Here is a 25,878-nt window from a genome sequence, read left to right as displayed (position 1 = left end):
AAAATGAATCAGTTTGTGCCAAAGCTGTTTGACTGTATGAAGAGTTATACAAAAGAGCAGTTTGTAAAAGATGTTATTTCGGGAATTATTGTCGCTATTATAGCCCTTCCACTATCAATAGCCCTTGCCCTTGCATCGGGAGTGGGACCGGAGCAAGGCATATATACAGCGATATTTGCTGGATTTGTTATTTCGTTTTTAGGTGGAAGCAATGTGCAGATTGCCGGTCCAACAGCTGCATTTGCAACGATTGTTGCAGGAATTGTTGCAAGAAACGGAATGTCAGGTCTTGCAGCTGCAACGATTATGGCAGGCATACTTCTTATTATCATGGGCTTTTTAAAGCTTGGCAATCTGATAAGATTTATTCCTTATACAATTACAACAGGATTTACGTTTGGTATTGCTGTGACTATTTTAGTAGGCCAGATAAAGGACTTTCTGGGGCTTACATTTACTAATTCACCTATAGATACAGTTGATAAGGTAAAAGAATGTATAAACTGTATTGGAACTTTTAATTATCAGGCACTTATAGTCGGTGTTGTTGCACTTGCTATTTTAATTATATTTCCTAAGATTACAGAAAAAATTCCACCATCACTTATTGCAGTAATTGTGACAATTGTGATGGTTAAGATGTTAAAAATGGATGTAAAGACAATCGGTGATTTGTATACAATATCCAATAAACTTCCGTCTGTCAGCCTTCCATCAATTAATTTTACTATGATAAGGGAACTTTTCCCTGATGCACTTACAATTGCAGTGCTTGCTGGTATCGAATCACTCTTATCATGTGTTGTTGCAGATGGTATGGTTGGAAGCAGACATAAGCCTAATATGGAGCTTGTTGCACAGGGAGCCGGTAATGTTGTATCGGCACTTTTCGGAGGTATACCGGCAACGGGTGCCATTGCAAGAACAGCGGCAAATATCAAGAGTGGCGGACGAACTCCGGTTGCAGGTATGGTACATTCAGTCACGCTTTTACTTATACTTGTTGTTCTTATGCCATATGCGGCATGGATTCCAATGCCTGCAATTGCGGCGATTCTTTTTATGGTTGCATATAACATGAGCGGCTGGAGAGAATTTGTTTCACTTTGCAAGACATCTCCAAAGAGTGATATTCTTGTTCTTTTGACTACATTTGTCCTTACAGTGGTATTTGACCTTGTAGTTGCTATTGAGGTCGGTGTTGTTATGGCAGCACTTCTTTTCCTTATGAGAATGTCTAACGTAACGGAAGTTAAGAGTTGGAAGTATCTTGGAGAGGATATTAACGAGCACGATGACCCTGACAGCATAAGACTTAAAGTTGTTCCAAAGAATACGGTTGTGTATGAGATAATCGGACCAATGTTTTTTGCGGCAGCAGACAAATTTATGGAGATTTCGTTAGAACCCGGCGTAAAAGTTCTTATAATAAGAATGCGAGGCGTTCCGGCAATGGATGTTACAGCACTTAAATCATTGCAGAAGATACAGGCTGCATGTAAGAAGCGTAATATAACACTTCTTTTATCACATGTTCAAGAGCAGCCAAGACTTATGATGGAAAAGGCTGGATTTGCAGATGCTGTCGGACATGAGAATTTCTGTGCGAATATAGATGCGGCATTAGAGAGAGCAGCATCTCTGTAGGATAGCAGGAATAAAGAGAATATAACAATCTGATAAAATATTTGATAAAAATAACAGAGCGGCACTGGTTTGTAGTCAGTGCCGCTTTGTTTATGTTAATGATGTTTGTTGATAATGAACGGAAATATCAGAAGCTGTGACCGCCGCCACCACCGCCGCCGCCTGACGAACCGCCGCCGCTGGAAGATGAACTGCCCCCTCCGCCTGATGAACCTCCGCTGCTGGAACTTGGTGGAGAATACACTCTTGTCTGGTTTATAAATTGAAATTGTGTATCATTAAAAGCCTGATGAACGAAAGCACCGCTGATAAGCTGCTTTGATTTTGGCTTTTTCTGCTTTGTGAGTAATCGTACAATCCCATAATTGGCAAACAAAGCAATTATAAGAGCCAGTAAAATATTACTTGTGTATTTCATCGGCTGGCGTATTTTTGAACCTTTCAAAAGAGCCAATTCCTGCTCAAATGCCTTACTTGCACAATTATAATATTCTTTTTTACTTGCGTAAGTGTAAATATTATCTGTTATTGTATCAGCGTAACTTTCTGTTATGGTTTTATAAATTGCACCATTGCTGTGAATCCATATTTTTCTTTTTGCCATATCTATAAGAAAGACAGTTCCGCTGTTTTTCTGGAATATTTGTGCATAGTATGCATATGCGTAATCGCCCGTTGTGCTGTACGAATTAGTCAAAATACTCTTAAAGGCGGCATTTCCGTATTGTGTTATATCTTTCATCAAATCCGCAAGCTGCGTTTTTTCATAATCGGTCAGCAGTGCGGCATCATCCTCAATACGTACAACATATCCGGTCTCTGGATTTGTATAATAAATATTTCCTGAGACAGAAGAATTATTGCTTTTATTATCGGCAGAAGTTGTTGCTTCAGTATTAGGGTTGTTATCTGCTGCAGACGCATTTAAAGAGAATAAAAATACTGAAAATAGCATGGTTAAGCAGAAAATACATGTATATACAACTTTGAAAAATCTGCTGTAAAGACTGCTGTTTTTAATCTGCATCATCATCACCTCCGTTATAATTGTCGAATTCGGGAAGTTTTCTTGTTGCAAGCATATTGTAATAATTAATAAGACTTATAAGTGAGAACACAACAGCAATCATGGCACCGATACATCCGCCATAATAGAAAAGGTCTGATACAGGCTTTAATATCGAAATAACTGCTGCAATTATAATAGCTGCAAGTGACGGCAGTGAACCGGGTATAACAAATTTATTTTTCAGTGTCTTCAGAGTCTTTTTATGTGTACAGACAAGTACAATGCCAATAATAATCATTGCAATCCAGAATATTGGTCCGAAATTAAAAAGCAAAAGGCTGCTCATAAGAGCGGCAGTCATTGACATTACATTAAAAGTAATAAAAACAATAAAAAATGCAGTAAACATGCTGAAAAATTTTGAATTATTAACTTTTTTAAAGGAGCGTTTCCGTTTATTTTTTACAGGCTGCTTATTGTCAAAGTTATCATTGCATATAGCATATTTTCCGATGTCATCAAGACCTTCGTCACGCTTTTTGATTTCCTTTAATTCTATTCCGTAAAGAATCATGGAAATAAGTGCTATAAACGCAACAAGCGTTAATGTTGTAGTTGGGCGGAGTGTAAAAAATATGTTTAAAAACAAAAATATAGGAATTGTGAGCAAAAGCGAACCGGTAATAAATTTTCCTATAGATACAGGTAAGTCTGCGGCAATTTTTCCGGTCTGGCCGTTTATTGTAGCATATGCAACTCTGTCTTTTTTTCTATATGACAAAAACCATACAGGAAACATTGCACAGTCGGTTTCCTCAATGTGAGAATCAAGGTGACTGGCTATCTGGCTGTCAGAGTCATCAAGATTATATCTGTGGGCTTCCTTTGAATCTGGAATTACAGAGTTTTTTATGTAATCAACAGATGCGTCTTCCGCTATTGATTTTGCATCATATTCATAAGTGTTTTTTGGCACATCCGCAGTATCGGCATAAAAACCACTCAGAAATGAAGGCGTGAATGTATTCATGTTTTTTGCATCAAAAGGAGCGATAGCCTGGCTTAAAGTGTCATCAAACGAAGATGAGGCATCAAATGACAGACCTTTATAAGATGAATTGTTATATCCGGAAAGCTCATAGTTGTCTGTATAAATATAGTCACCTTTGCGGTGGCTTCTTGAAAAACGGAATCCGCTCATGCCTTTCTGGGTTACATGATATACCCAGTAAGGCATATAAATTCCCCTGAAACCATCTATAAATTCCGGGTCTTTTAATTCTTTAGGTGCAAATATAGCATTTTTAACTCTTTTCTTGTAGGCTTCTTTACAATCCTGCTTAGTCATTTTGAACGGAATGATATATCCCGGACGCTTTTCTTTCGTAAGTCTGCCGGAAAGAATAGTTGACGCACCACAGTAAGAGCAAAAATTAGCAGCGGTATTTTCTGTACTTAAAATCCTGCCGCCGCATTGTGGACATGTAAACTCTGTCACATCAAAATATGTGTTTTCCTCTGCGTCAGTTTCCTTGGAAATATCATATGGATCGAAGTATGAATTACAGTTTGCACAAGCCATTTTTTGTGAAGCGATATCAAACTTGATATTACCGCCACAGTTGGGACATTGATACATTATCTAATTCCTTTCTTTTAAATAAAAATTTAATATAAAATTTACTGAATATTTACAATAACATGATAGCAGATTTCACATAACCAATACAATATTTTATTTTTCATATGATACAAGAATTCCGTGTTTTTCGGCATAATAGCTGCATAGACCACCTGTAGGAATTATTTTGATATTTACAGTCGGGAACTGCTGACGGAGCTGTCCGGCAACATAGTTTGCAGATTCGTCATTAAAACAGTGGCTTATTACTACTTTACCGCCGTTATAGCCATCATTTAACATGCTTTTAATAAGACGGTCATAGATATTGTTGCGTCCGCGGCATTTGTGTACAATATCAATTGTGCCTTCTTTTGAGGCACCAGCCAGAAGCTTAATGCCAAGTTTGCCGATGATATTACCTATAATTTTATTAACTCTTCCGTTTTTTACAAGGTTTTCAATTGATTCAAGGACGAATAAAAGTCCTATATGTTTGTGGTATTCTGTGATTCGTGTGCATATTTCTTCATATGAAAGATTTTCATCAATATATTCAGCGAGTTTTAAAGCGAGTATTGCAAGCCCTGAACCAGCCATCTTGCTGTCTATCGCAAAAATCTTTTTATCAGGATGGTCTTCCAGATACATATCTTTGGCAGATATCAGACTTTGCCAGCTGCCTGAAAGTTTTGAAGAAATTGTTATTGCAAATATAATATCAGCCTGTTCAAATGCATCAATCCAGCTTTGTGGGCTTGGTGCTGCACTTCCTGTTGCTTCTGTGCTTTCCTGCATTTCGTTCATAAAATTTTCTATATCAAGATTTTCATCATCAATAAATTCCTTGTTTCCAATTCTCAAAGAGAGTGGAGCTTGAAGGTAAATTGTGTTATTATGTGAAGAAGGCAGTGATTTTAAATCACAGCTTGAATCAGTAACAATTGCATATTTCATAAAAAATCTCCGTTCTGCCATTTTTGTGTATTAACATATTTTTTACGGCATAAAAATAAGATGTGGTTTTTAAAACTATATTATATTGTATTATATAACGTGATGTGATACAATTTACAAATAAAGGAAATATGTAAATAAGAGTATTGATTTAACTGTTAAATTTATGTTATTTAATCATGCGGAGGTGGAAATTTGCGTAAGATTGTCGGAGAAAAGAAAAAGACCCAAAGAAATCGTTTCACGAGAATGTGTATGGGAGATGCACTTGTAAATATTATGCAGCAGAAAGCATATGACAAGATATCAGTTTCTGATATAGTTAAAAAAGCCGGAGTGTCAAGGATGACATATTACAATTATTATGAAACGAAAGATGAACTGGTTAAAGATTATATAGAGGAAATAACATCGCTATATCTCGAGGAAGAAAAAAATAATTTAAAAGAAAAAAATAATATAATGGATTATGTGCATATACTTTTTTTAATCAAATTTTTCGACAGGTATGGTAAATTTTTTGTAACTCTTGCAGATGCAGGGATGTATTCATTTATTATTGATGCTGCCAATATTATTATGGAAAAGGAATATAAAGATAATTATAGTACAAGCGATGATGCGGATTTTCTGAAGAAAAAAACATATGAATTATATTTTTATTCAGGTGCAATGGTCAACGTTTTTTTACAGTGGCAGAAAAACGGTAAAAACATCACACCTGAAGAACTTGCCGGTATAATCACAGATTATCGTCGGATAAGCTGACTGTACCAGCGAAATGAATCTTTTGGAATCCGTCTGCCTGTTGCATAATCAATGTATACAAGCCCAAATCGTTCATTGTATCCACTGTGCCATTCAAAATTATCAGTAAATGACCAATGGAAATATCCGATTACATCGGTTCCGGCATCAAGGGCTTTTGAAAGTTCATTAATATATCTTGTAAGATAATCAATTCTGTCGGCATCATGTACTTTGCCGTCAAGGAAAATGTGGTCGTTGCAGGAAAATCCGTTTTCGGTTATTATGATTGGAAGTTTGTAACGTTCGTACATGAAAACAGGTCCCCAGCAAAGAACTTCCGGTGTTACAGGCCATTTCAATGCAGTTCTTGCAAATCCAATTCCGTGCTTTACAATTCCATCAGAGTTGACTTCGTGTCCGTTATATATGTTGAGCCCAAGAAAATCAAGTGGTGGGTTGAGTGCTTCAACATCATCCCATGAACGGTTGTATTCACATGTTTTTCCTAGTATTACTGCGTCACAAAAAATCTGGTGGCAGAACAGGAAGTCTTCTTTATTGGTTGAAAAAGTGAGCTTTTTAGCCATTTCAATATCTTCTTTGGAACCGGTCGAAGGATAGCACAGATTGCCTGTGCTTGAAAAACCGATTTTTATTTTTCTTTTTGCACATTTTCTCATGGCACGGACGGCAGCTGCATGTGCTTTTGCAAGTGAATGAAGAATTTCAAGAACTGTGTCGTCCGGGAGAGTAAGCCCGGGAGCATGCTGGCCTGTTGAATATCCCATGCGTGTTATTATCTGTGGCTCATTAATAGTGGAAAAGTATTCAACACGATCTGAAAAATGTTCACAAATCAATTCGGCATATTTTACAAAAGCATTTATTGTGCGTTCTGAAAGCCATCCTCCGTCATCTTCAAGAGTCTGAGGCAAATCCCAGTGAAAAAGTGTTATATGTGGTGTTATGCCATTTTTAAGGCAGCAGTTTACTAGATTGTCGTAGAATTGCAACCCTTTCGCATTAGGAATTTCGTCATCGCCGTCAGGAAAAATCCTTGTCCATGATATTGAAAATCTGTATGCACTTATGCCAAGTTCAGCCATAAGTTTAATGTCATCCTCATATTTGTCATAATGGTCACATGCGATGTCACCGGTTTCGTTATCGTTGATTTTTCCGGGTGTGTGGCAGAAGGTGTCCCATATAGAAACACCTTTGCCGTCGCGGTTATATGCACCCTCAATCTGATAGGCACTTGTTGCAGTGCCCCATATAAAATCTTTTGGAAAATTCATATTGTATCCTCGATTCTTTCTTGATTATATCGAAATATTTTATAAAACAGCTGTTACATCATATTTTTTGATATTTTCATCATATGGAATAATATTTCCTTCAACAGATTTTCCGTTGACGATAAGTGATTTCAGGCCTTTCTGTGAACCGGAAGAGTTGTCAATGTGGATATTATATTCGGCACCACGGAAGGTCCTCTTTACGCTGAATTCTTTCATGTAATCCGGTATGCATGGGTCTATGCACAGACCGTTAAATTCAGGCCGTATTCCAAGAATGTACTGTGAAATGTTGGTGAATGTCCATGCTGCTGTTCCTGTGAGCCAGCTGTTTTTTGCTTCTCCGAAATGAGCAGCATCAATGCCGGCTATCATCTGTGAGTATACATAACTTTCAGTCTTGTGAAGATCACTTACATCCTGAAGATATGCCGGGCAGATTTTCTTGTATACATCAAAAGCACGGTTGCCATGTCCGACAACAGTTTCAGCAATTGAAATCCAAGGGTTGTTGTGACAGAAAATTCCTGCATTTTCTTTGTAACCTTCCGGATAAGAAGTTATTTCACCAAGCTCGGGATGATAAGATGTATAAGCAGGCTGTAAAAGAACAATGCCATATTTTGTGTCAAGTTTTTCTTCGACTGAACGGAGTGCTCTGACTGCAAGACCATTATCAGTTCCTATTCCTGCCATAACACAGAAGCCTTGTGGTTCAATGAAAATCTGGCCTTCTTTACATTCATGGGAACCAACTTTTTCGCCTGCGGCATCATATGCACGTAAAAACCACTCTCCGTCCCAGCCTGATTTGGTAACAGCTTTAATCATGTCATTTACATGATTGTATACAGCATCGGCTTCGTCATCAAGACCTAGATGTCTGCATATTGCTTCGTAATCCCTGCCATATTTAACATACATTCCGGCTATAAACACTGATTCTGCTACAGGCCCTTCTGATGGTCCGGTAGTCTGGAATGATTCGCCCGGAACAGTTGAAAAACAGTTGAGGTTCAGACAGTCGTTCCAGTCGGCACGCCCGATAAGCGGCAGATTGTGAGGACCAAGATGTGTCGTTGTGAAATTAAATGAACGACGCAGATGTTCCATTAAAGGTGCCGTATTTTCTTTGTTACAGTCAAAAGGCGTCATTTCGTCGAGTATAGAATAGTCTCCTGTTTCTTTAAGGTATGCGGCAGTTCCGGCTATAAGCCAGAGAGGGTCGTCATTGAACCCGCTTCCGATATCGGAATTGCCCTGTTTTGTGAGAGGCTGGTACTGGTGATATGCACTTCCGTTTTCAAACTGGGTTGATGCAATATCAAGAATACGCTGCCTTGCAGCATCAGGAATAAGATGCACAAATCCGAGCAGATCCTGGCATGAATCGCGGAAACCCATTCCTCTGCCTGTGCCTGATTCATAATATGAAGCGGAACGTGACATATTGAATGTAACCATGCACTGATACTGGTTCCAGATGTTAACCATACGGCATAATTTGTCATCGGAAGTTTCAAGCGTATATTTTGAAAGAAGATTGTTCCAGTGTTCTTTCAACCGGTTAAATGCATTATCAAAAGCTTCATCAGTCATATATGTGTCAATCATTGCTTTAGCACGTTGTTTGTTTATTTTTTGAGGTGCTTCCCATTTTTCATCATCAGGATTTTCTATATAACCTAACATGTAAATAAAATGACATTTTTCATTTGGTTTAAGTGTTATGTCTTTTCTGAAAGATGCAACAGGGTTCCAACCGCTTGCTTTTGAATTATGTGATGTTTTTGCAGCGACTGCATCAGGCATCTGAGGGCTTCCATACGTTCCAAGGAAACTGTCACGGTCAGTATCAAAACCGTCACAAGATGAATTCATTGCACATAAAGCGTAGTGATTGCGGCGTTCGCGGTACTCGGTCTTATGATAAATACATGAATTCGCTTTGTAAGGTTCAATCTCAACTTCTCCGGTGCTGTATGTACGCTGGAAATTGTTCATATCATCAACGGCATTCCAGAGACAGAATTCAATATATGAATAAACTGAAAATGTCTTAGATTTATCGGAAGTATTATTAAGACTTAAACGTGTAAGCTCACAGTTTGCTCCAATTGGAACAAATGATGCAACATGTGCTTCAATGCCGTTTTTGCTGCCTTTGTATGTTGTATATCCAAGACCATGACGACATTCGTAGCTGTCAAGTTCAGTCTGTACAGGCTGCCATCCCGGATTCCAGATGCATCCGTTATCGTTAATATAAAAATAGTGACCGTTAGAATCAAGCGGAGCATTGTTATAGCGGTATCTTGTAAGCCTTAAAAGTTTTGCGTCTTTATAAAATGCATATCCGCCGCCTGTGTTGCTTATAAGTCTGAAAAAACTTTCACATCCAAGGTAATTAATCCATGGAAGAGGAGTTCTGGGAGTTGTTATAACATATTCTTTATTATCATCATCAAAATATCCCAAATTCATATAAACCTCGTTTCTGCATATTTTATTCATATGCAAGCTGTATTAGATATTACGAAAACGATTAAGAGACAAAAAACAGTAAAACACAGGAGAAATTAAGATAAAACCTGTATATTATATAATATGATTGTCCTAATTAAAAAATTAAGAATATATTTATCTGATTTGAGTATATTTTAATGAAAATGAAAAAGCAATGTTTAATGATAAAAAACAGAAAAATAGTCATATTGCACAAAAATGTATATACAAAATTTGTCATAACTATAAAAATATAAAAAACAGTTGCATTAAAATAGATGTCGTGCTATAGTGAACTTACGAAAACGATTAAGTAATAACAACAAGCACAGGTAAAGGGGTAAGATACGATGGTTTCTATGAGAGATATTGCAGAAAAATGCAGCGTGTCAGTTGCGACAGTAAGCAAGGCACTTAATAATCATAGTGACATCAGTGAAGAGACCAGAAAGAAGATACGTCAGACTGCAAGTGATATGGGTTATTATCCTAACTCAGCAGCCAGAGCATTGAAAACTAATCGTTCATATAACATTGGCGTGTTAATGAACGATAGAGCACACAGTGGTCTGACACATGAATATTTTTCAGCGGTGCTGGAGGGTGTTAAGGTCGAATCCGAAAGTCGTGGATATGATATTACATTTATCAATACCCATAACAGAAAGATGACATACTATGAACATTGCAAATATCGCAATCTTGACGGTGTTGTTATTGCCTGCGCGGATTTTGAAGAACCTGAAGTACAGGAAGTTGTCAATGGTGCTATTCCCTCAGTGACTATTGATTACATATTTAACAACTGTACTTCCGTCAGCTCAGATAATGTAAAGGGGATGAGAGAACTTGTACAGTATGTATATAAGATGGGACATCGTAAGATTGCTTATATACATGGTGAGAGTAATTCAGAAGTAACAAAAGAAAGACTTGCATCATTTTATATGACACTTGAAGAACTGGATGTAGATGTTCCGGATGAATATGTTAAGTCATCTGAATATCTGAATGCAGTTAAAGCAGAGAAGCTTACAAATGAACTTCTTAATATGACGGATGCACCAACATGTATTTTTTATCCTGATGATTTATCTTATTCGGGAGGGTTTAATGCTATAAAAAGCAGAGGCTTAAAAGTGCCGGATGATATTTCAATGGTAGGTTATGACGGCATTAAGCTTTCACAGATATTGAATCCAAAGCTTACGACAGTAGAACAGCAATCAAGAAAGATAGGAATGCTTGCTGCGAGAGAGCTTATAGCATGTATTGAGAATCCCAAGACTGCATTGGTTAAAAGAGTTGTTGTTGATGGCAGATTACTGGAAGGAGAGACAGTAAAGGACATCAGACAAAAGTAAACAGATGTGATGCAACAGGCAAAGAAACAAAGGGTTATGTATTGGTTAAATTTTAGAGGAGGTTTTATTATGATGAAAAGAAAATTAACAAGTCTGTTTCTTGCAACAGCAATGGTAATGACAACGCTTGCCGGATGCGGTAATTCCGGTGGAAAGCCAGCTGCAAAGGTAGATACAAGTGAAGCAGCACAGGGAAAGGTTCTTAATATTTATTGCTGGAATCAGGAATTTCAGGAAAGATTTGAATACTTTAAGAAATCAGGAAAATTACCTTCAGATGTAAAGGTTAATTTCGTTGTTACACCAAATGAGAATAATGCTTATCAGAATGCACTTGATGCAGCACTGTTAAAGCAAAAAGATGCACCGGCAGATGAAAAGGTTGATATTTTCCTTGTAGAAGCCGATTATGCATTAAAATATGTAGACAGTGATTATACACTTGACGTTGTAAATGATATTGGTCTTACAAAAGATGACCTTGCTGACCAGTATCAGTATACAAAGGATATCGTAACTGATTCAAAGGGTGTCCAGAAAGGTACAACATGGCAGGCAACACCGGGACTTTTCGCTTACAGACGTTCTATTGCAAAGGATGTATTAGGAACTGATAATCCGGATAAGGTTCAGGAAGCACTTTCATCATGGGATAAGTTTAATTCTGTTGCTGAAAAAGCAGCTGCCAAAGGTTATAAGATGCTTTCAGGTTATGATGATGCATACAGGGTATTTTCTAACAACGTATCAGCACCTTGGGTTGATTCAAATAACAAGATTGTAATTGATGACAATATTATGAAGTGGGTTGACCAGACAAAGCTTTTCACAGAGAAAGGATATAATAACAAGTCATCTCTCTGGGATAATGTATGGGCAGCAGACCAGGGACCTAAAGGTAAGGTATTTGGTTTCTTCTATTCAACATGGGGCATTAACTTCACACTTCTTGGTAACTCACTTGCAACTCCTGTAAAGGAAGGTGGTAAGGAAGAAGTCGGTAATGGTATCTATGGTGATTATGCAGTATGTCAGGGACCACAGAGTTACTACTGGGGTGGTACATGGATCTGTGCAGCAGCAGGAACAGATAATCCAAACCTCATTAAAGAGATTATGAAGACACTTACATGTGATAAGAGTACAGAAGTTCAGATAACAAAAGATACACAGGATTACACAAACACAATTTCAGGTATGAATGAACTTGCTTCAAGTGATTTCAAGTCAGCATTCCTTGGCGGACAGAATCATATCAAACTGTTTGCACAGGCTGCACCTAAGATTAACATGAAGAATATTTCAGCTTATGATCAGGGTCTTAACGAAGAATTCCAGAAAGCTATGAAGGATTACTTCGATGGAAATGTAACTAAGGATAAAGCACTTGATAACTTCTACAAAGCAGCTATTGAGAAATATCCAAACTTGTCACACTAATAAATATATGTAATTAAGTGATGGAAGCACGTCGGGAAATCAATAATTGGTATTTAATCTGAATCGGTTTCAAGGCGTGCTTTCCTGTCGCTGGAAATGGAGGGCGGCATGAAAAGGAAAAAATCAAAATGTGTGAGTTATGCAAAGTGGGGATATATTTTTTTGATACCATTCTTTTTGGTATATATTATTTTTCAGTTAATTCCGTTGCTTTCCACTTTCTATAACAGTTTTTTTGAAAATTACAGAGTTGGTCTTATGCAGGTAGGACCTACATTTGTTGGATTTAAAAATTATAAAGAAATATTATTTAACAGCGAACTTCCAATGTATTTAAAGAATACATTTATTATATGGATGATGGGATTTATTCCACAGATGTTTTTCTCATTATTACTTGCATCATGGTTTACGGATTTAAGATTAAGATTAAAATGTTCAGGTTTTTTCAAGACAGTTATATATATGCCGAACCTGATTATGGCATCTGCATTTTCAATGTTATTTTATACAATATTCTCAGATGTAGGACCTATTAATAATCTTCTTAATTCAATGGGACTTCCTACATACAGGTTTCTGGCGGAGGTCGCCGGAGCCAGAGGACTTATCGCACTTATGAATTTCCTCATGTGGTTCGGTAATACAACAATTGTCCTGATGGCAGGCATTATGGGAATCGATACAGGAATTATGGAAGCGGCAAGAATTGATGGAGCGAGTTCATTCCAGATATTCAGAAAGATTACACTTCCAATTATAAAACCTATCATGGCTTATACACTTGTAACTTCACTTATCGGTGGTATCCAGATGTTTGATGTTCCTCAGATTCTTACTAATGGTAATGGTAATCCGGACAGAACAAGCATGACTGCCATCATGTATCTGAATAAGCATTTGTATAGTAAGAATTATGGTATGGCTGGTGCTCTTTCAGTTATATTATTTATAATAACAGCAGTGCTTAGTATTTTCGTATTCAAATATGTAACAAAAGATATGGTGGATACAGGTGCAAAAGCATCGAAGAAAGCAAAAAAGTGAAGGGAGGCGTAGATTATGAGTACAGAAACAAATAAGAAAAAAGCAGATAAAAGCGATAAAATTGCATTATATATACAAAGAACTTTGTGCTATATTGTATTAATTCTGTTATCAATTTTATGCCTGTTTTCATTTTATGTATTGCTTATAAATACTACAAGATCTCATCCGGATATACAGAAAGGTTTTTCACTTATTCCGGGAAAATCATTTCTGGTTAACATGAAAAATCTTCTGACAGATAAGCAGCTTCCGGTATTAAGCGGCATGGCAAACAGCCTTCTTGTAGCCAGTGGAACAGCAATTCTTTCAGTATATTTTTCGGCACTTACGGCGTATGCAATACATGCCTATAATTTCAGATTTAAGAAATTGGCATTTACATTTATTATGATTATAATGATGGTGCCTACACAGGTATCAGCACTTGGATTTATCAAGCAGATGAGTGATATGCATCTGATGAATTCATTCATACCGCTTGTTGTTCCTTCAATAGCTTCACCGGTAGTATTTTTCTTTATTAAGCAGTATATGGACAGTGTACTTCCGATTGAACTTGTTGAAGCAGCAAGAATTGATGGTGCACATGAATTCAGAATATTTAATCAGATAGTGCTTCCACTTATGAAGCCGGCAATTGCAGTACAGGCGATATTCACTTTCGTTGCTTCATGGAATAACTATTTTATTCCTTCGCTTCTTCTTAATAAAGATAGTAAGAAAACACTTCCAATACTTATTGCACAGCTTAGAAGTGCAGACTTTTTGAAGTTTGATATGGGTAAGGTTTATATGATGCTTGGATTTGCAATTCTTCCGGTTATTGTAGTTTATCTGTGTCTTTCAAAATTTATTGTAAGAGGTGTTACGCTTGGTGGTGTAAAGGGTTGATTTTAAACTGCTTTTCATAGGCAAAGGCCTCCTTTATAAAACCCCGGTAAAAGTCGCAAAGAGTCTTTTGCCGGGGTTATTTATATAAAAAAATGACCGATAAAATATATATGTGCATTTGATAAAAAATATACAACATAAAGCGGAAAGGAGAGAAATATGAGAGTTACTACACAGATGTTAAATGAGACAGCAAGAAAAGCGAGACTTCCAATTAATAATTCAACATTGCTTGATTATATTAATAATGATAGTTCAGCAGATTCGATGCTTAACAGCATAAATGGCAGCACATCAGCAGCGACACAGATGCTGAAAGCAAAAGTTTCCAAAACAGGATATGAAAATACTGATAAATCATCAGAGGATTTGCAGAATGCTATTGATAAGCTTGCAGGTGAAAAGAGTACAGTATTTAAAGATGCAAGAGAAAGCAAAGATACTTCAAAGGTTACAGCAGCAGCACAGGAACTTATAGATAAATATAATTCGCTTGTTGAAGTTATGTCAAAAACTTCCTCAAGCCTTGACGAATTCTATAAGAAAGCATTAAAGGGACTTCCAGAGAGTATTAAGGAATCACTTGAAAAAGTCGGAATAACTTATAACAGTGACGGAACTCTTGAGGTTGATTCTGATAAGCTTAAAAAGGCAGACGTTGATTCACTTGAAAAAATATTTGGAAGTGATTCTGAATTTATGAAAAAGCTTTCGTTTGTTACAGACAGGATTGAGAGTAATGCTGAAGCTAATTTACAGAGTGTGAGCAGTACATATAGTTCTACAGCAGATATTATGTCTTCATTCAACAGCTCAAAATATGATTTTCTTGGTTGATAATTATTGAATTTACGAAACTTGTAAAGAGTATATATTCTTCATAGGTAGAAACTAAAAAAAGCACCGCTTCCGGATTTCCCGAAAGCGGTGCTTTTAAAGTAATCTAAAGCATATGATATATCGGCATAATGCCTATATATTCATTGTTTATTATAACTGTGGACCTGCTGAAACAAGTGCCTTACCAGCTTCATTTCCTTCGTATTTAGCGAAGTTCTTAATGAATCTGCCAGCTAAGTCTTTAGCTTTAACTTCCCATTCAGAAGCATCAGCATATGTGTCACGAGGATCAAGAATCTCTGTTGCAACACCTGTAAGTTCTGTAGGTACTTCAAAGTTGAAGTAAGGAATCTTCTTTGTAGGAGCCTTGAGGATATCTCCGTTAAGGATTGCGTCGATGATACCACGAGTATCCTTGATTGAGATTCTCTTGCCTGTGCCGTTCCAACCTGTGTTAACGAGGTAAGCCTTAGCACCGCTCATCTTCATCTTCTTAACAAGTTCTTCAGCATACTTTGTTGGGTGAAGCTCAAGGAAAGCCTGACCGAAGCAAGCTGAGAATGTAGGAGTAGGTTCTGTAATACCACGCTCTGTACCAGCAAGCTTAGCTGTGAAACCTGAAAGGAAGTAGTACTGTGTCTGCTCTGGTGTAAGAACAGATACTGGAGGAAGTACGCCGAAAGCATCTGCTGAAAGGAAGATTACGTTCTTTGCAGCTGGTGCTGAAGAAATAGGACGTACAATATTCTTAATGTGGTTAATTGGATAAGATACACGAGTGTTTTCTGTAACGCTCTTATCAGCAAAATCAATCTTACCATTAGCATCAAGTGTTACATTCTCAAGAAGAGCGTTACGCTTGATTGCATTGTAGATATCAGGTTCAGAATCCTTATCAAGATTGATAACCTTAGCATAGCATCCACCTTCAAAGTTGAATACACCGTTATCATCCCAGCCGTGTTCATCATCACCGATGAGGAGACGCTTAGGATCTGTAGAAAGTGTTGTCTTACCTGTACCTGAAAGACCGAAGAAGATAGCTGTGTTCTTGCCATCTAAATCTGTGTTAGCTGAGCAGTGCATTGAAGCAATACCCTTTAATGGGAGATAGTAGTTCATCATAGAGAACATACCCTTCTTCATCTCACCGCCGTACCATGTATTGATAATAACCTGTTCGCGGCTTGTAATATTGAATGCAACGCAAGTCTCTGAGTTAAGACCTAATTCTGCATAATTTTCAACTTTTGCCTTAGAAGCGTTGTATACAACGAAATCTGGCTCAAAGTTCTTGAGTTCTTCTTCTGTTGGCTTGATGAACATATTTGTTACGAAATGTGCCTGCCAAGCAACTTCAACGATGAAACGAACTGCCATTCTTGTGTCTTTGTTAGCACCACAGAATGCATCAACAACGAAAAGTCTCTTGTTGCAAAGCTCTTTCTTAGCGATGTCCTTAACCTTAGCCCATACATCTTCTGGCATTGGGTGGTTATCGTTCTTGTACTCATCGCTTGTCCACCATACAGTGTTCTTTGAGTTTTCGTCAACTACGATATACTTATCTTTAGGAGAACGTCCTGTGTAGATACCTGTCATAACATCAACAGCACCAAGTTCGCTTTCCTTACCAACTTCATAACCTTCGTTCTTAGAAGATGTTTCTTCCTCGAATAATAATTCATAAGAAGGGTTATGAACTATCTCAGTTGTACCTGTGATACCATACTTGCTTAAATCGATTTCTGCCATCTTACATTTAACCTCGTTTCTTTACTTATTGTGCGATAACCGTCTTTAAAGGCGGTTTTATCTTCTTATATTATACATAATCGACCTGTAAAATCAACACAATTTGTGTAATTTTTGACGAAAATGATAAAAATTTAACAACATTTTTATATTTTATATATCTTAATAAACATCGCAGTAATTACCCTGTTAAGCTATTGTAAAATAGAGGATGAAATATTAAAATAAATAAAATAGGTTTTATTACATGATTTTGAGACGCAGCTGCATGCATTTATGGTAACGCAGCTTATTGATATTAAGAAAATTGATGATTAATCAGTTTTGCTAGAAAATAAATATGTGAAAGGAATGTCGGGTATGAAAAACAGAAAATTTTTTGATGAGATTACAGACAGAACAGGTACCCATTCAATAAAGTGGGACAGGGTTAAAGAAGGTGGTCTTGCCATGTGGATTGCGGATATGGATTTTCGTACACCGCATGCGGTAACTGATTCGATAATCAAAAGAGCAGAAAATGGGATTTTTGGATATACTGACATACCGGACGAGTGGTACTGTGCATATCAGAAATGGTGGAAAGACAGATATAATTTTTCTATTAATAAGGAATGGCTTATATTTACAACCGGCGTAATCCCGGCTATATCAAGCATTATCCGCAAAATGACTACACCGGCAGAAAATGTTGTTGTTATGACACCTGTTTATAATATGTTTTTTGATTCAATATTGAATAATGGAAGAAATGTGCTTGAAAGCAGGCTCGTATATAATGATGGAAAATACAGCATAGATTTTGCGGATTTGGAAGAAAAGCTCGCAAATCCACAGACATCTATGATGATATTATGTAATCCGCATAATCCTACAGGAAATATATGGGATAGAGATATTTTAGATAAAATAGGAAAACTTTGCAAAAAATATCATGTGCTCGTTGTGTCTGATGAGATTCATTGTGATATAACAAAACCAGGTATCAGCTATATCCCGTTTGCATCTGTATCAGATGTGTGCAGAGATAATTGTATTACATGTGTTGCACCGACAAAGACATTTAATATTGCCGGAATCCAGACAGCGGCAGTTATCGTGGCTGATGAAAATATCAGACATCGTGTTATCACAGGACTTGAGACAGACCATTTGGCAGAGACTAATGTTTTTGCGGCTGATGCGGCGGCTGCGGCATATAGTGAAGGTGGAGAGTGGCTTGACGACCTTAGAGAATATCTGTGGGAAAACAGGCAGTTTGCAGAAAAATTTATAAAAGAAAGAATTCCGCAGATAAAGCCCGTGGAGTCAGATGCGACATATCTTATGTGGCTTGATTGCACAGATATTGCAAGTGATTCTGATGAATTAAAAGACTTTATATGTGAACGCAGCGGGCTGTATGTAAGCAGCGGCTCTGCTTACAGAAGCAATGGTGGATTTTTAAGATTTAATATTGCATGCCCACAAAAAATGCTTGGAGATGGACTTAAACGCCTTGAAAAATCTGTTAAGGAATGGAAATGTTCATGAAAAACATACATGGCGGAGATATTTATAAATATGAAAATGTGACAGATTTTTCAGCTAATATTAATCCTATGGGAATTCCGGAAAGCGTGCGTGAAGCGGTTGTTAATTCGCTTGAAATGTGTGAAAATTATCCGCAGATGTTTTGCGATGATTTAAGAGAAAAGATTGGCAGAAGATATGGAGTTGACAGTAGCTTCATTATATGCGGAAACGGAGCTTCTGATGTGCTGTACAGATATGTATTTGCCATAAAACCGAAAAATGCGGTTGTTGCAGCTCCATGTTTTGCAGAATATGAAGCCGCACTTGAATGTGTCGGGGCAAAAGTTGAATATTATCAGATCAATCACAACACATTTGAAATAGAAGATGATTTTATGAAAATGTTTGAGTATAAACCTGATATGATTTTTTTATGTAATCCTAATAATCCTACAGGGATACTTATAAATGACCGTTTGCTTGAAAGAATTATAAAGGAATGTGACAGGAACGGAGTGCGTATTTTTCTGGATGAATGTTTTCTTGATTTTACAGGGCAGGAAGATGAACTTTCATACGTTAAAAGTATATTAAGATACAGAGGTTTGTTTGTTCTGAAGGCATTTACCAAAATGTATGCAATACCGGGCATCAGGCTTGGATATGGCATTACATATGATAAAGAGCTTATTGGCAAAATGTATGATGCCGGGCAGCCGTGGAATGTTTCTGTTTTGGCACAAAATGCGGGAATAGCTGCTCTTGATGAGGATAAATTTGCTGCAGACACAGTAAGTTTAATAAGTAAAGAGAGAGAATTTATCTGTACTAATTTTCAAAGAATGAATATTAAGTATTGGGAGAGTGACGCAAATTATATATTTTTTATGCACAAAAAAGGTCTGAAAGAAAAACTTTTAAACAGAGGAATCCTTATAAGAGACTGCAGCAATTATAAGAATCTCACAGACGGGTATTACAGAATTGCCATAAAATCACATAAAGATAATGTAAAATTGATAGACGCTTTAGCTGATATTGATATTATTTAGGAGAACTTATGCTGGCTGGTGCTCTGTCACCTAAAGAGGTTTTTGTTATTTTGAAAAAATATCTTTCATTCTGAGAGGTTACAGTGAACCTGTACTTGCAGGTATATACTCAAATGCATTTGTTCCTGCCAATTTAATGAGTTTGTTTGTGTGAATTTTAATCTATTGGAAATTTCCGGAAATAAAAATGTCGAATCGCATGGTTCGACATTTTTTTTGCGTTGTGGGTAGATTTGTCATGGCGGATAATTTTGCGGAGGCTATAAATAAGTCAATGGAGATTGAGCGGAAGTATCAGGGGATTGTGTGGTGAGAGGTGTGAAAATGTGTGAGGGGTATGGCGGTTGTCATGCTCTCTGTTTTATTGTGGCAATGTAAAGGGAAAAGTAGTATAATTGAGAAAAATTGAATTTATATGAGAGGTATACCTATGAGAAATGATGCAATTGCATATAATGAAAAATATTGGAATAATCATGCAGATTTATGGTTTGGGACAACTGCTCTTCCGCAGTATGGTGTGAAATTTCCAACGGAAGATGAGTTAAAGCTATTTGGAAATGTAACCGGTAAGAAGATGTTGGAAATCTGTTGCGGTAGCGGTCATTCCTTAAAATATCATGCCGAAAGAAACGCCGGTGAGTTATGGGGAATTGATATTTCTCAGAATCAACTTGATAATGCCCAAAAGTATCTTGATGAATGTGGATATGCAGCAAATCTCATATGTAGTTCTATGGAAGAAATGAATCTCCCTCAATGTTATTTTGATTATGTGTACTCTATATATGGTATTGGCTGGACTACCGATTTGCAAGGGACTTTTAATAAAATTGCTTCCTGTTTAAAAAAAGATGGGATATTTATTTTTAGCTGGAATCACACGTTATATCATTGCGTTGCCTTTTGTCGAGAGAATGGAAAGAATATGTTGGATGATGGCAAAATGGTATTTGAATCAAGTTACTTTGATGAATCTTATTATAAAATGCCTGTGCATGATAGTGAAGTTATTTTGTGTAATCGTATGATTTCAACATATGTTAATGCTCTTGCAAAAGCGGGCTTTGTAATTGAGCAAATGATTGAGCAAAATGTTAGTGATATGAATGACACAAGTGATAAGGCAAAAAAGGCAGAGATGATACCTATTTCGGTGTGCTTTAAGGCTAGAAAGTTATAAAAATTACTCTTATTAATGTTCAATTTGTTTGTTTGAATTACGAAATTCCCAATTTTACAGCGAGAATGAAAGTGTGTAAAGATTTAAAGTTAGTAGAAAAAAATGTCGAATCGCAGGATTCGACATTTTTTTTGCGTTGTGGGTGGTATATATAGATAAAGGAATTTTATGGGAAAGGAGGGAAAATGTGGGGGATGAGTATAAATGTAAGTAAAATTATTAAGGAGAAGAATGTATGAAAGAGATAAAGACGAAAGAAGATGTATTTAAAGCAATTTGTAATGCGTCAAGGTTGGGGAATTTAGGTTTTTTTGTTGGCTCGGGTTTTACAAAAGCAATACTGGAAAATAATACCTATTATGAAGCGTATACATGGGCTGAATTATTAAAAGTATGTTGCGAAGAAATGAAAATTAATGAAAATATATTAAAAAATAAAAATTCTTATCCTGAAATTGCAACAAAAATATGTAAGGAATATAGTATTGAAAATAATATTACATATCAAGAAGCTGTTAGAAAAATGAAGTGCATAATTAGTGAAAAAACAAATGTTTATCCAGAAGAGAGTATCAAAGAGGATTATGAAAAATACTTTAGAAATATTCCAGCATCCTGGATTACTACTACTAATTATGATACGGTTTTAGAAAATATTTTGGGTGGTGATTGTATATCTATTTCACCAGATGGTTGTTTTACCAAAATTTCAAATATGATTCCTATTTATCACATTCATGGAGTATGTAATATACCGGATAGTATTGTTATAACAAACGAAGATTATGCATATATGTTTAGACCTAATGATTACAGACAGGCACGATTACCATTTTTGATGAAAGAGTCACTTGTTATTATGATTGGATATGCATTGGGAGATTTGAATGTTATTACAGCAGTCGATTGGGCTAATAATGTTTATACAAATACAAGTGGAGAATACGACTTTCCTATTGTTCAGCTGCTTTATACAGATAATCCTAAACAAGATCCATATGTTGAACAGAATGGGATTGTAATTTTTGAGGTTTCTGATATTAGCAAATTCTTTCTGGAACTTTATGATTTTTCAAAAGACTATAATGTAGAATATGAAAATTATATTTCGTTGGTTAATTCAAATGTAATGTATTTTAATCAATATCAGGATGAAAATGTAATAAATAATTTTATTGGAAATGTAGACGGTGTCAGGGATAATAAAATTAATTTTATTGCAGAACTTCCGCAAGAATTTGGATATGTATATAATTATTTTTTTACATTTATACATTCTGCAATGCTTGCACTTGATGAAATGGCTAAACCTAATGGAGCGTTTTATGCATATGATTGGAAGTTAGAGTTAATAATTGATATTTTAAAAAATGTACCAATAAAAAATATGCCAAATTCATTTTTTGGAATGCTTGCAAATTCATTAAATGATGTAGCTGCTTTTATAGGCTATAGAATTGGTGAGAGTTTTGCGGCAGGACAGAGGTGGGATAATGAAAAGAGCAATTTGTCTGAGGAGGTTATAGATGCTTTATGGCTTTTTGCTAAGTCAAGCCGGCATTTATTTAATTTAAAAATTTTGCTTAAAAATATATAAGAAACATAATTAGAATTGTTTATTTTAAACCACCGGTTCAATGACATATTACATATCATACTATAAAATACGTAATGTGTTAAAGAAATGGAGGTTTGGAAATTGGATACAGAATTTATATTCCACTGAAAAAATTTTCATTAAAATATAAATATTTTTGTTATTTTGATATAAGAGACTATGTAGCAGATAATTTATTTGCAAAAAATAATGTGAGTGTCAAGTATGAAAAAGAGGCATGTAGGCCGGATTCGGATTTTATCATTGTTTTTTGCAAAGTGAAAAAATATGAAGTTGGAAGTTTCCTGAATTCATTATTTGAACTTAATAATAAAATGCTGTTGCTTGGGTACAGTGAGTATCAGAATTTTTGCAAGAATATATATGAAACAATTATGGAAAATTTAGCCGTTGGATGTTAAAATTAAAATAGTTCGGGATAGATTAAGGAGGAACAGAAATGCAGCCTGTTTATTTATCTATTCAACAAAAAGCAACTGGTGAAAGAATTAGGGAATTGTTAAAGAAAAATGGATATACCGTGAAAGATATTCAGAAATTTATGGGATTTGAAAATCCTCAAGCCATATATAAATGGATTTCAGGGCGGTCACTTCCAAGTATAGATAATTTTCTTATTCTAAGTAAAGTGTTACATACCAGTATTGAAGATATCCTCGTCGTTGACGGGGATATTTTTGCGTTAAAATTAAATTTATGGAAAATAACAATTGTGCATAAATTTGAAAAATATATTAATGATAATTAAATTGAAGGTGTAAAATGAGTAATAAAAAATATTATGTAAATAATGTCTGGGATAAAGAGGAATTTCGCCGTTGTGCTTTGGGTAAAAAATTTAAAATGCAGGAAATATTAAAGTATTTAAAAAGATGTATAAAATGGAGTTGTCAGCGTATAGTCAGAGGTTATGCGGAGTGTGACGTCTGGAATATGGATGGTTATCTGCAACGGTTGGTTCCTGATATGCTACAGGATTTAAAGGATAACAGAAATGGTTCGCCATCATATCTTGGGGAAAATTATACGAATGAAGAGGGAATTTTAGTTAATGATACATGCCATGATGAGTGGGATAAGATATTGGATAATATGATTTTTTTATGGAGAGAATCTAACGAAGAGACATGTAAAAGAATAAATCCATATTATGATGAGTATGACAAGGCATTTGAAGAATTTACAGAAAAATACGGCATATTGGGAGATAAATTAAGGACAGAAGCTGAGTTGGAAAATGATAAAAAGTTCAGGGTAAGGACGGGACATTTTATGGATGAACTTCCACAATATAAGGAAATATCAGAAAAATATTTTGCAGAAGAAAAAAAGTTGGAAGAGTACAGAAATAAATGCAAGGATGATGCAATTGATTTATTAAAAGAACATTTTTATGCTTTGTGGGATTGATTTATATAAGTTATTGAATTACAAGTCCAATGACAAATACTTGACTATTGTTTATAGTATATTTATAATAGTATTTATAAAAATAATGCGAAAAAAGTATTTAGGAAAGGAAGATGTGATATGGTACCTGTAATTGATAATATTGAAACCGGCAATAATATAAGAAGAATAATGCAAAACCAGGGATTGACTGTAAAAGATGTGAAAAAGTATCTTGGACTCGGATGTCTGCAGAGCATATACCGATGGATGAACGGTGCTAATGTGCCGTCGATTGACAATTTATATGCATTGAGTAATTTGTTTCAGATGCCAGTTGATGAGATAGTGCGTGGAAACAGACCTAAGATTGAGCCTCGCGATGAACATTATTATAGTATGAGAAAAAGAATGCTTGCGTATTGCAGACTAAGTAAAAAATATTTATCTTATGATTAGGTTTGGATTTGATGGTGTAATCTGCTGAACATGACTGGTACATTAAGGTTAGAGCAGATAATGTGGTAAAGAGTAAAATGGATGTTCCAAACCCACTTGCACAAAAATTATGCGTGAGCTAGATTCTGACAATGGCATCGGATTGATTGAGAAGAAACGGAGAGGGCTTGGTAAACCGGACATTATTTATGTGAAAAACTTTTCTTCTGTTCCAGATGAAAAAGAAGAAAACGAGCCTTCAAACCCTGATGTTTCCACAGAAGTAAAAAGATTTAACTTCAAAAAGCAAAAGAATTTAACTTCTGGAAGTAAAGAAAGTGAACTTCAAGAGGTAAAAGAATCTGCCCTCAAGAGGGAAAGAAAGTTGACTTCTGAAAGTAAAGAAATTGTACCTCAAGAAGTAAACGATTTTTTCCCTAATTATAACAATACTAACCATAACAATTTTAATTATAACGATATGAATTATACCAATCCTATCAATCAATCTGGTAATGAGAGTAAGACGGAAAAAAGAATTGATTTGATGGATGATGTCAATGCATACATAGAACTGATTAAGGAGAACATCGAATATGAGCATCACATGAAGTACGATGACTGGCAGAACAGGGCTTTGTATGAGGAGCTTTTTGAGGTTATCTGTGAGGTAGTGTGTGTAAAACGTACAACAATTCGGATTGCAGGAGAGGACTATCCGTATGAGCTTGCAAAGTCAAAATTCCTAAAACTGAATAGTGGACATTTGGAGTATGTGATTGGCTGTATGCATGATACAAATACGAAAATATCCAATATCAAGGCATATATGGTTACTGCTCTTTATAATGCACCCTCAACGATGAACCATTATTATCGGCAGGAAGTGCAGCACGATATGTACGGAGGTGGCTGGCATGAAAAAGGTATTGTTTAAAATAATTATTCCCTTAGTTGTTCTTGGAGTGTGGGCACTGACGTGTTATCTGGTCTGTAATAAAGCAGGTGGTTTTGATTATTTCCTTTATTGGATTTTGGTCGGCTGTCCTTATGGCATCAGAAAAATGTGTATGTTTCTTGTGCCAAAGAATTTTGGTATTGCAGGAAGTATGGGAATGCTGGCACTGAATTGTATCGTTGGAGGTCTGATTGGTGGTATTATTGTTCTTGTGAGGATTATCGTTATATTTACGGAGATAATAAAAGTAATAGCAGGACACTTCTGGACACAATGTCCAAAGGTGTAAAAGAAAAAGGCAACAAAAAAGGTATTGTCAATCAATCATGAACAATACCTCTACTTGTCATCTGGAACATATTCCATAATATCTTCAATCCGGCAGTCAAGTATCTGACATAGCCTGTTCAGAATAATGGTCTTTACCACCATATTTTGCCGGAGTCGCTGAAGCTGTGCTTTGTCAATGCCGTAATCTTTAATGAGCTGGTACTGACTGATGTTCTTAGCCTTAAGCGTTTGCCAAAGTGGATCATATTTAATCATACAGGCAACTCCTTTCCTACCTTGTATTTTAATGGCAGGGAACTTATAATGA

Annotated in this window: 23 protein-coding genes and 1 pseudogene; 17 read left to right on the top strand and 7 right to left on the bottom strand. The window is 36.0% G+C overall.

Translation table 11 applies throughout. The annotated features are described in order from the left end of the window. The first annotated feature begins 3 nt into the window (after positions 1-3). Complete coding sequence (locus WMO38_RS07930) at positions 4-1,647, top strand: SulP family inorganic anion transporter (protein ID WP_349162123.1); 1,644 nt, start codon at positions 4-6, stop codon at positions 1,645-1,647. A 127-nt stretch (positions 1,648-1,774) separates the two neighbouring features. Here WMO38_RS07930 and WMO38_RS07925 read toward each other — a convergent pair whose 3' ends face one another. From WMO38_RS07925 to WMO38_RS07915, 3 genes are all read right to left on the bottom strand, one after another. After that, positions 1,775-2,677, bottom strand: a complete 903-nt coding sequence (locus WMO38_RS07925; RefSeq protein ID WP_349162122.1) for a TPM domain-containing protein — start codon at positions 2,675-2,677, stop codon at positions 1,775-1,777. Next, positions 2,664-4,295, bottom strand: coding sequence for a hypothetical protein (locus WMO38_RS07920; protein WP_349162121.1), 1,632 nt, complete (start codon positions 4,293-4,295; stop codon positions 2,664-2,666). The genes WMO38_RS07925 and WMO38_RS07920 overlap by 14 nt, the downstream gene beginning before the upstream one ends. Before the next feature lie 96 nt (positions 4,296-4,391). Next, the gene (locus WMO38_RS07915; protein WP_349162120.1) at positions 4,392-5,234 is read right to left on the bottom strand and encodes a DegV family protein; all 843 of its coding nucleotides are present in this window, start codon (positions 5,232-5,234) and stop codon (positions 4,392-4,394) included. 195 nt (positions 5,235-5,429) lie between these two features. Here WMO38_RS07915 and WMO38_RS07910 point away from each other — a divergent pair, with 195 nt between their 5' ends. Then, positions 5,430-6,002, top strand: coding sequence for a TetR/AcrR family transcriptional regulator (locus WMO38_RS07910; RefSeq protein WP_349162119.1), 573 nt, complete (start codon positions 5,430-5,432; stop codon positions 6,000-6,002). Here WMO38_RS07910 and WMO38_RS07905 read toward each other — a convergent pair. After that, entirely contained in the window at positions 5,984-7,282 is a 1,299-nt protein-coding gene (locus tag WMO38_RS07905; RefSeq protein WP_349162117.1) for a GH1 family beta-glucosidase, read from the bottom strand. The genes WMO38_RS07910 and WMO38_RS07905 overlap by 19 nt on opposite strands. A gap of 39 nt (positions 7,283-7,321) precedes the next feature. Next, positions 7,322-9,766, bottom strand: coding sequence for a glycoside hydrolase family 94 protein (locus tag WMO38_RS07900; RefSeq protein WP_349162115.1), 2,445 nt, complete (start codon positions 9,764-9,766; stop codon positions 7,322-7,324). 371 nt (positions 9,767-10,137) lie between these two features. On the opposite strand from WMO38_RS07900, the gene WMO38_RS07895 reads away from it, so the two are divergent. The 5 genes from WMO38_RS07895 (at position 10,138) to fliD (ending at position 15,369) form a co-directional block, all read left to right on the top strand. Further along, the gene (locus WMO38_RS07895) at positions 10,138-11,151 is read left to right on the top strand and encodes a LacI family DNA-binding transcriptional regulator (protein ID WP_021866208.1); all 1,014 of its coding nucleotides are present in this window, start codon (positions 10,138-10,140) and stop codon (positions 11,149-11,151) included. Between the two features lie 72 nt (positions 11,152-11,223). Then, positions 11,224-12,591: a carbohydrate ABC transporter substrate-binding protein gene (locus tag WMO38_RS07890; protein ID WP_186837224.1), complete on the top strand. Its 1,368-nt coding sequence runs from the start codon at positions 11,224-11,226 to the stop codon at positions 12,589-12,591. 108 nt (positions 12,592-12,699) lie between these two features. Continuing rightward, a complete protein-coding gene (locus WMO38_RS07885) occupies positions 12,700-13,638 on the top strand; it encodes a carbohydrate ABC transporter permease (protein WP_349162114.1) in 939 nt (312 codons plus the stop codon). Positions 13,639-13,653: 15 nt separating this feature from the next. Continuing rightward, the gene (locus WMO38_RS07880; protein WP_186837202.1) at positions 13,654-14,532 is read left to right on the top strand and encodes a carbohydrate ABC transporter permease; all 879 of its coding nucleotides are present in this window, start codon (positions 13,654-13,656) and stop codon (positions 14,530-14,532) included. Positions 14,533-14,691: 159 nt separating this feature from the next. Further along, a complete protein-coding gene (fliD, locus tag WMO38_RS07875; RefSeq protein WP_349162113.1) occupies positions 14,692-15,369 on the top strand; it encodes a flagellar filament capping protein FliD in 678 nt (225 codons plus the stop codon). 153 nt (positions 15,370-15,522) lie between these two features. Here the strand turns inward: fliD and pckA are convergent, their stop codons facing one another. Next, a complete protein-coding gene (gene pckA, locus WMO38_RS07870) occupies positions 15,523-17,127 on the bottom strand; it encodes a phosphoenolpyruvate carboxykinase (ATP) (RefSeq protein ID WP_349162111.1) in 1,605 nt (534 codons plus the stop codon). Between the two features lie 360 nt (positions 17,128-17,487). Here pckA and WMO38_RS07865 point away from each other — a divergent pair, with 360 nt between their 5' ends. From WMO38_RS07865 to WMO38_RS07820, 10 genes and pseudogenes are all read left to right on the top strand, one after another. Beyond that, positions 17,488-18,660 carry a MalY/PatB family protein gene (locus WMO38_RS07865; protein ID WP_349162110.1) on the top strand — a complete coding sequence of 391 codons (1,173 nt, stop codon included), beginning with the start codon at positions 17,488-17,490 and terminating at the stop codon, positions 18,658-18,660. Then, entirely contained in the window at positions 18,657-19,694 is a 1,038-nt protein-coding gene (locus WMO38_RS07860) for a pyridoxal phosphate-dependent aminotransferase (protein ID WP_349162109.1), read from the top strand. The genes WMO38_RS07865 and WMO38_RS07860 overlap by 4 nt, the downstream gene beginning before the upstream one ends. Before the next feature lie 430 nt (positions 19,695-20,124). Next, positions 20,125-20,877 carry a class I SAM-dependent methyltransferase gene (locus WMO38_RS07855; protein ID WP_186837207.1) on the top strand — a complete coding sequence of 251 codons (753 nt, stop codon included), beginning with the start codon at positions 20,125-20,127 and terminating at the stop codon, positions 20,875-20,877. A gap of 235 nt (positions 20,878-21,112) precedes the next feature. Beyond that, positions 21,113-22,474: an SIR2 family protein gene (locus WMO38_RS07850; protein ID WP_349162107.1), complete on the top strand. Its 1,362-nt coding sequence runs from the start codon at positions 21,113-21,115 to the stop codon at positions 22,472-22,474. A 95-nt stretch (positions 22,475-22,569) separates the two neighbouring features. Continuing rightward, positions 22,570-22,896, top strand: a complete 327-nt coding sequence (locus WMO38_RS07845; RefSeq protein ID WP_349162106.1) for a hypothetical protein — start codon at positions 22,570-22,572, stop codon at positions 22,894-22,896. Positions 22,897-22,934: 38 nt separating this feature from the next. Then, the gene (locus WMO38_RS07840; protein WP_349162104.1) at positions 22,935-23,243 is read left to right on the top strand and encodes a helix-turn-helix domain-containing protein; all 309 of its coding nucleotides are present in this window, start codon (positions 22,935-22,937) and stop codon (positions 23,241-23,243) included. A gap of 14 nt (positions 23,244-23,257) precedes the next feature. Continuing rightward, positions 23,258-23,905: a hypothetical protein gene (locus WMO38_RS07835; protein WP_349162103.1), complete on the top strand. Its 648-nt coding sequence runs from the start codon at positions 23,258-23,260 to the stop codon at positions 23,903-23,905. 120 nt (positions 23,906-24,025) lie between these two features. Then, positions 24,026-24,343, top strand: a complete 318-nt coding sequence (locus WMO38_RS07830) for a helix-turn-helix domain-containing protein (protein WP_186837211.1) — start codon at positions 24,026-24,028, stop codon at positions 24,341-24,343. Positions 24,344-24,422: 79 nt separating this feature from the next. After that, positions 24,423-25,259: pseudogene (locus WMO38_RS07825) on the top strand (DUF6017 domain-containing protein); the annotation flags it as partial. Further along, positions 25,240-25,569, top strand: coding sequence for a DUF6050 family protein (locus WMO38_RS07820; RefSeq protein ID WP_349162101.1), 330 nt, complete (start codon positions 25,240-25,242; stop codon positions 25,567-25,569). The pseudogene WMO38_RS07825 and the gene WMO38_RS07820, both read left to right, overlap by 20 nt. 50 nt (positions 25,570-25,619) lie before the next feature. Here the strand turns inward: WMO38_RS07820 and WMO38_RS07815 are convergent, their stop codons facing one another. Next, entirely contained in the window at positions 25,620-25,826 is a 207-nt protein-coding gene (locus WMO38_RS07815) for a helix-turn-helix domain-containing protein (RefSeq protein WP_035779437.1), read from the bottom strand. Positions 25,827-25,878: the final 52 nt, after the last annotated feature.

This window comes from Lachnospira hominis (ex Hitch et al. 2025) (assembly GCF_040096395.1).
Lineage (GTDB): Bacteria > Bacillota > Clostridia > Lachnospirales > Lachnospiraceae > Lachnospira > Lachnospira hominis.
The sequence above is the reverse complement of the archived record's forward strand: the minus strand, read 5'-3'. Positions and strand labels throughout refer to the sequence as shown.

What these genes read in the sequence shown, in the direction of transcription:
- WMO38_RS07930 (WP_349162123.1), top strand. Translation starts at nt 4, where the DNA reads ATGAATCAGTTTGTGCCAAAGCTGTTTGACTGTATGAAGAGTTATACA.
- WMO38_RS07925 (WP_349162122.1), bottom strand. Translation starts at nt 2,677, where the DNA reads ATGATGCAGATTAAAAACAGCAGTCTTTACAGCAGATTTTTCAAAGTT.
- WMO38_RS07920 (WP_349162121.1), bottom strand. Translation starts at nt 4,295, where the DNA reads ATGTATCAATGTCCCAACTGTGGCGGTAATATCAAGTTTGATATCGCT.
- WMO38_RS07915 (WP_349162120.1), bottom strand. Translation starts at nt 5,234, where the DNA reads ATGAAATATGCAATTGTTACTGATTCAAGCTGTGATTTAAAATCACTG.
- WMO38_RS07905 (WP_349162117.1), bottom strand. Translation starts at nt 7,282, where the DNA reads ATGAATTTTCCAAAAGATTTTATATGGGGCACTGCAACAAGTGCCTAT.
- WMO38_RS07900 (WP_349162115.1), bottom strand. Translation starts at nt 9,766, where the DNA reads ATGAATTTGGGATATTTTGATGATGATAATAAAGAATATGTTATAACA.
- WMO38_RS07895 (WP_021866208.1), top strand. Translation starts at nt 10,138, where the DNA reads ATGGTTTCTATGAGAGATATTGCAGAAAAATGCAGCGTGTCAGTTGCG.
- WMO38_RS07890 (WP_186837224.1), top strand. Translation starts at nt 11,224, where the DNA reads ATGAAAAGAAAATTAACAAGTCTGTTTCTTGCAACAGCAATGGTAATG.
- WMO38_RS07885 (WP_349162114.1), top strand. Translation starts at nt 12,700, where the DNA reads ATGAAAAGGAAAAAATCAAAATGTGTGAGTTATGCAAAGTGGGGATAT.
- WMO38_RS07880 (WP_186837202.1), top strand. Translation starts at nt 13,654, where the DNA reads ATGAGTACAGAAACAAATAAGAAAAAAGCAGATAAAAGCGATAAAATT.
- fliD (WP_349162113.1), top strand. Translation starts at nt 14,692, where the DNA reads ATGAGAGTTACTACACAGATGTTAAATGAGACAGCAAGAAAAGCGAGA.
- pckA (WP_349162111.1), bottom strand. Translation starts at nt 17,127, where the DNA reads ATGGCAGAAATCGATTTAAGCAAGTATGGTATCACAGGTACAACTGAG.
- WMO38_RS07865 (WP_349162110.1), top strand. Translation starts at nt 17,488, where the DNA reads ATGAAAAACAGAAAATTTTTTGATGAGATTACAGACAGAACAGGTACC.
- WMO38_RS07860 (WP_349162109.1), top strand. Translation starts at nt 18,657, where the DNA reads ATGAAAAACATACATGGCGGAGATATTTATAAATATGAAAATGTGACA.
- WMO38_RS07855 (WP_186837207.1), top strand. Translation starts at nt 20,125, where the DNA reads ATGAGAAATGATGCAATTGCATATAATGAAAAATATTGGAATAATCAT.
- WMO38_RS07850 (WP_349162107.1), top strand. Translation starts at nt 21,113, where the DNA reads ATGAAAGAGATAAAGACGAAAGAAGATGTATTTAAAGCAATTTGTAAT.
- WMO38_RS07840 (WP_349162104.1), top strand. Translation starts at nt 22,935, where the DNA reads ATGCAGCCTGTTTATTTATCTATTCAACAAAAAGCAACTGGTGAAAGA.
- WMO38_RS07835 (WP_349162103.1), top strand. Translation starts at nt 23,258, where the DNA reads ATGAGTAATAAAAAATATTATGTAAATAATGTCTGGGATAAAGAGGAA.
- WMO38_RS07830 (WP_186837211.1), top strand. Translation starts at nt 24,026, where the DNA reads ATGGTACCTGTAATTGATAATATTGAAACCGGCAATAATATAAGAAGA.
- WMO38_RS07820 (WP_349162101.1), top strand. Translation starts at nt 25,240, where the DNA reads ATGAAAAAGGTATTGTTTAAAATAATTATTCCCTTAGTTGTTCTTGGA.
- WMO38_RS07815 (WP_035779437.1), bottom strand. Translation starts at nt 25,826, where the DNA reads ATGATTAAATATGATCCACTTTGGCAAACGCTTAAGGCTAAGAACATC.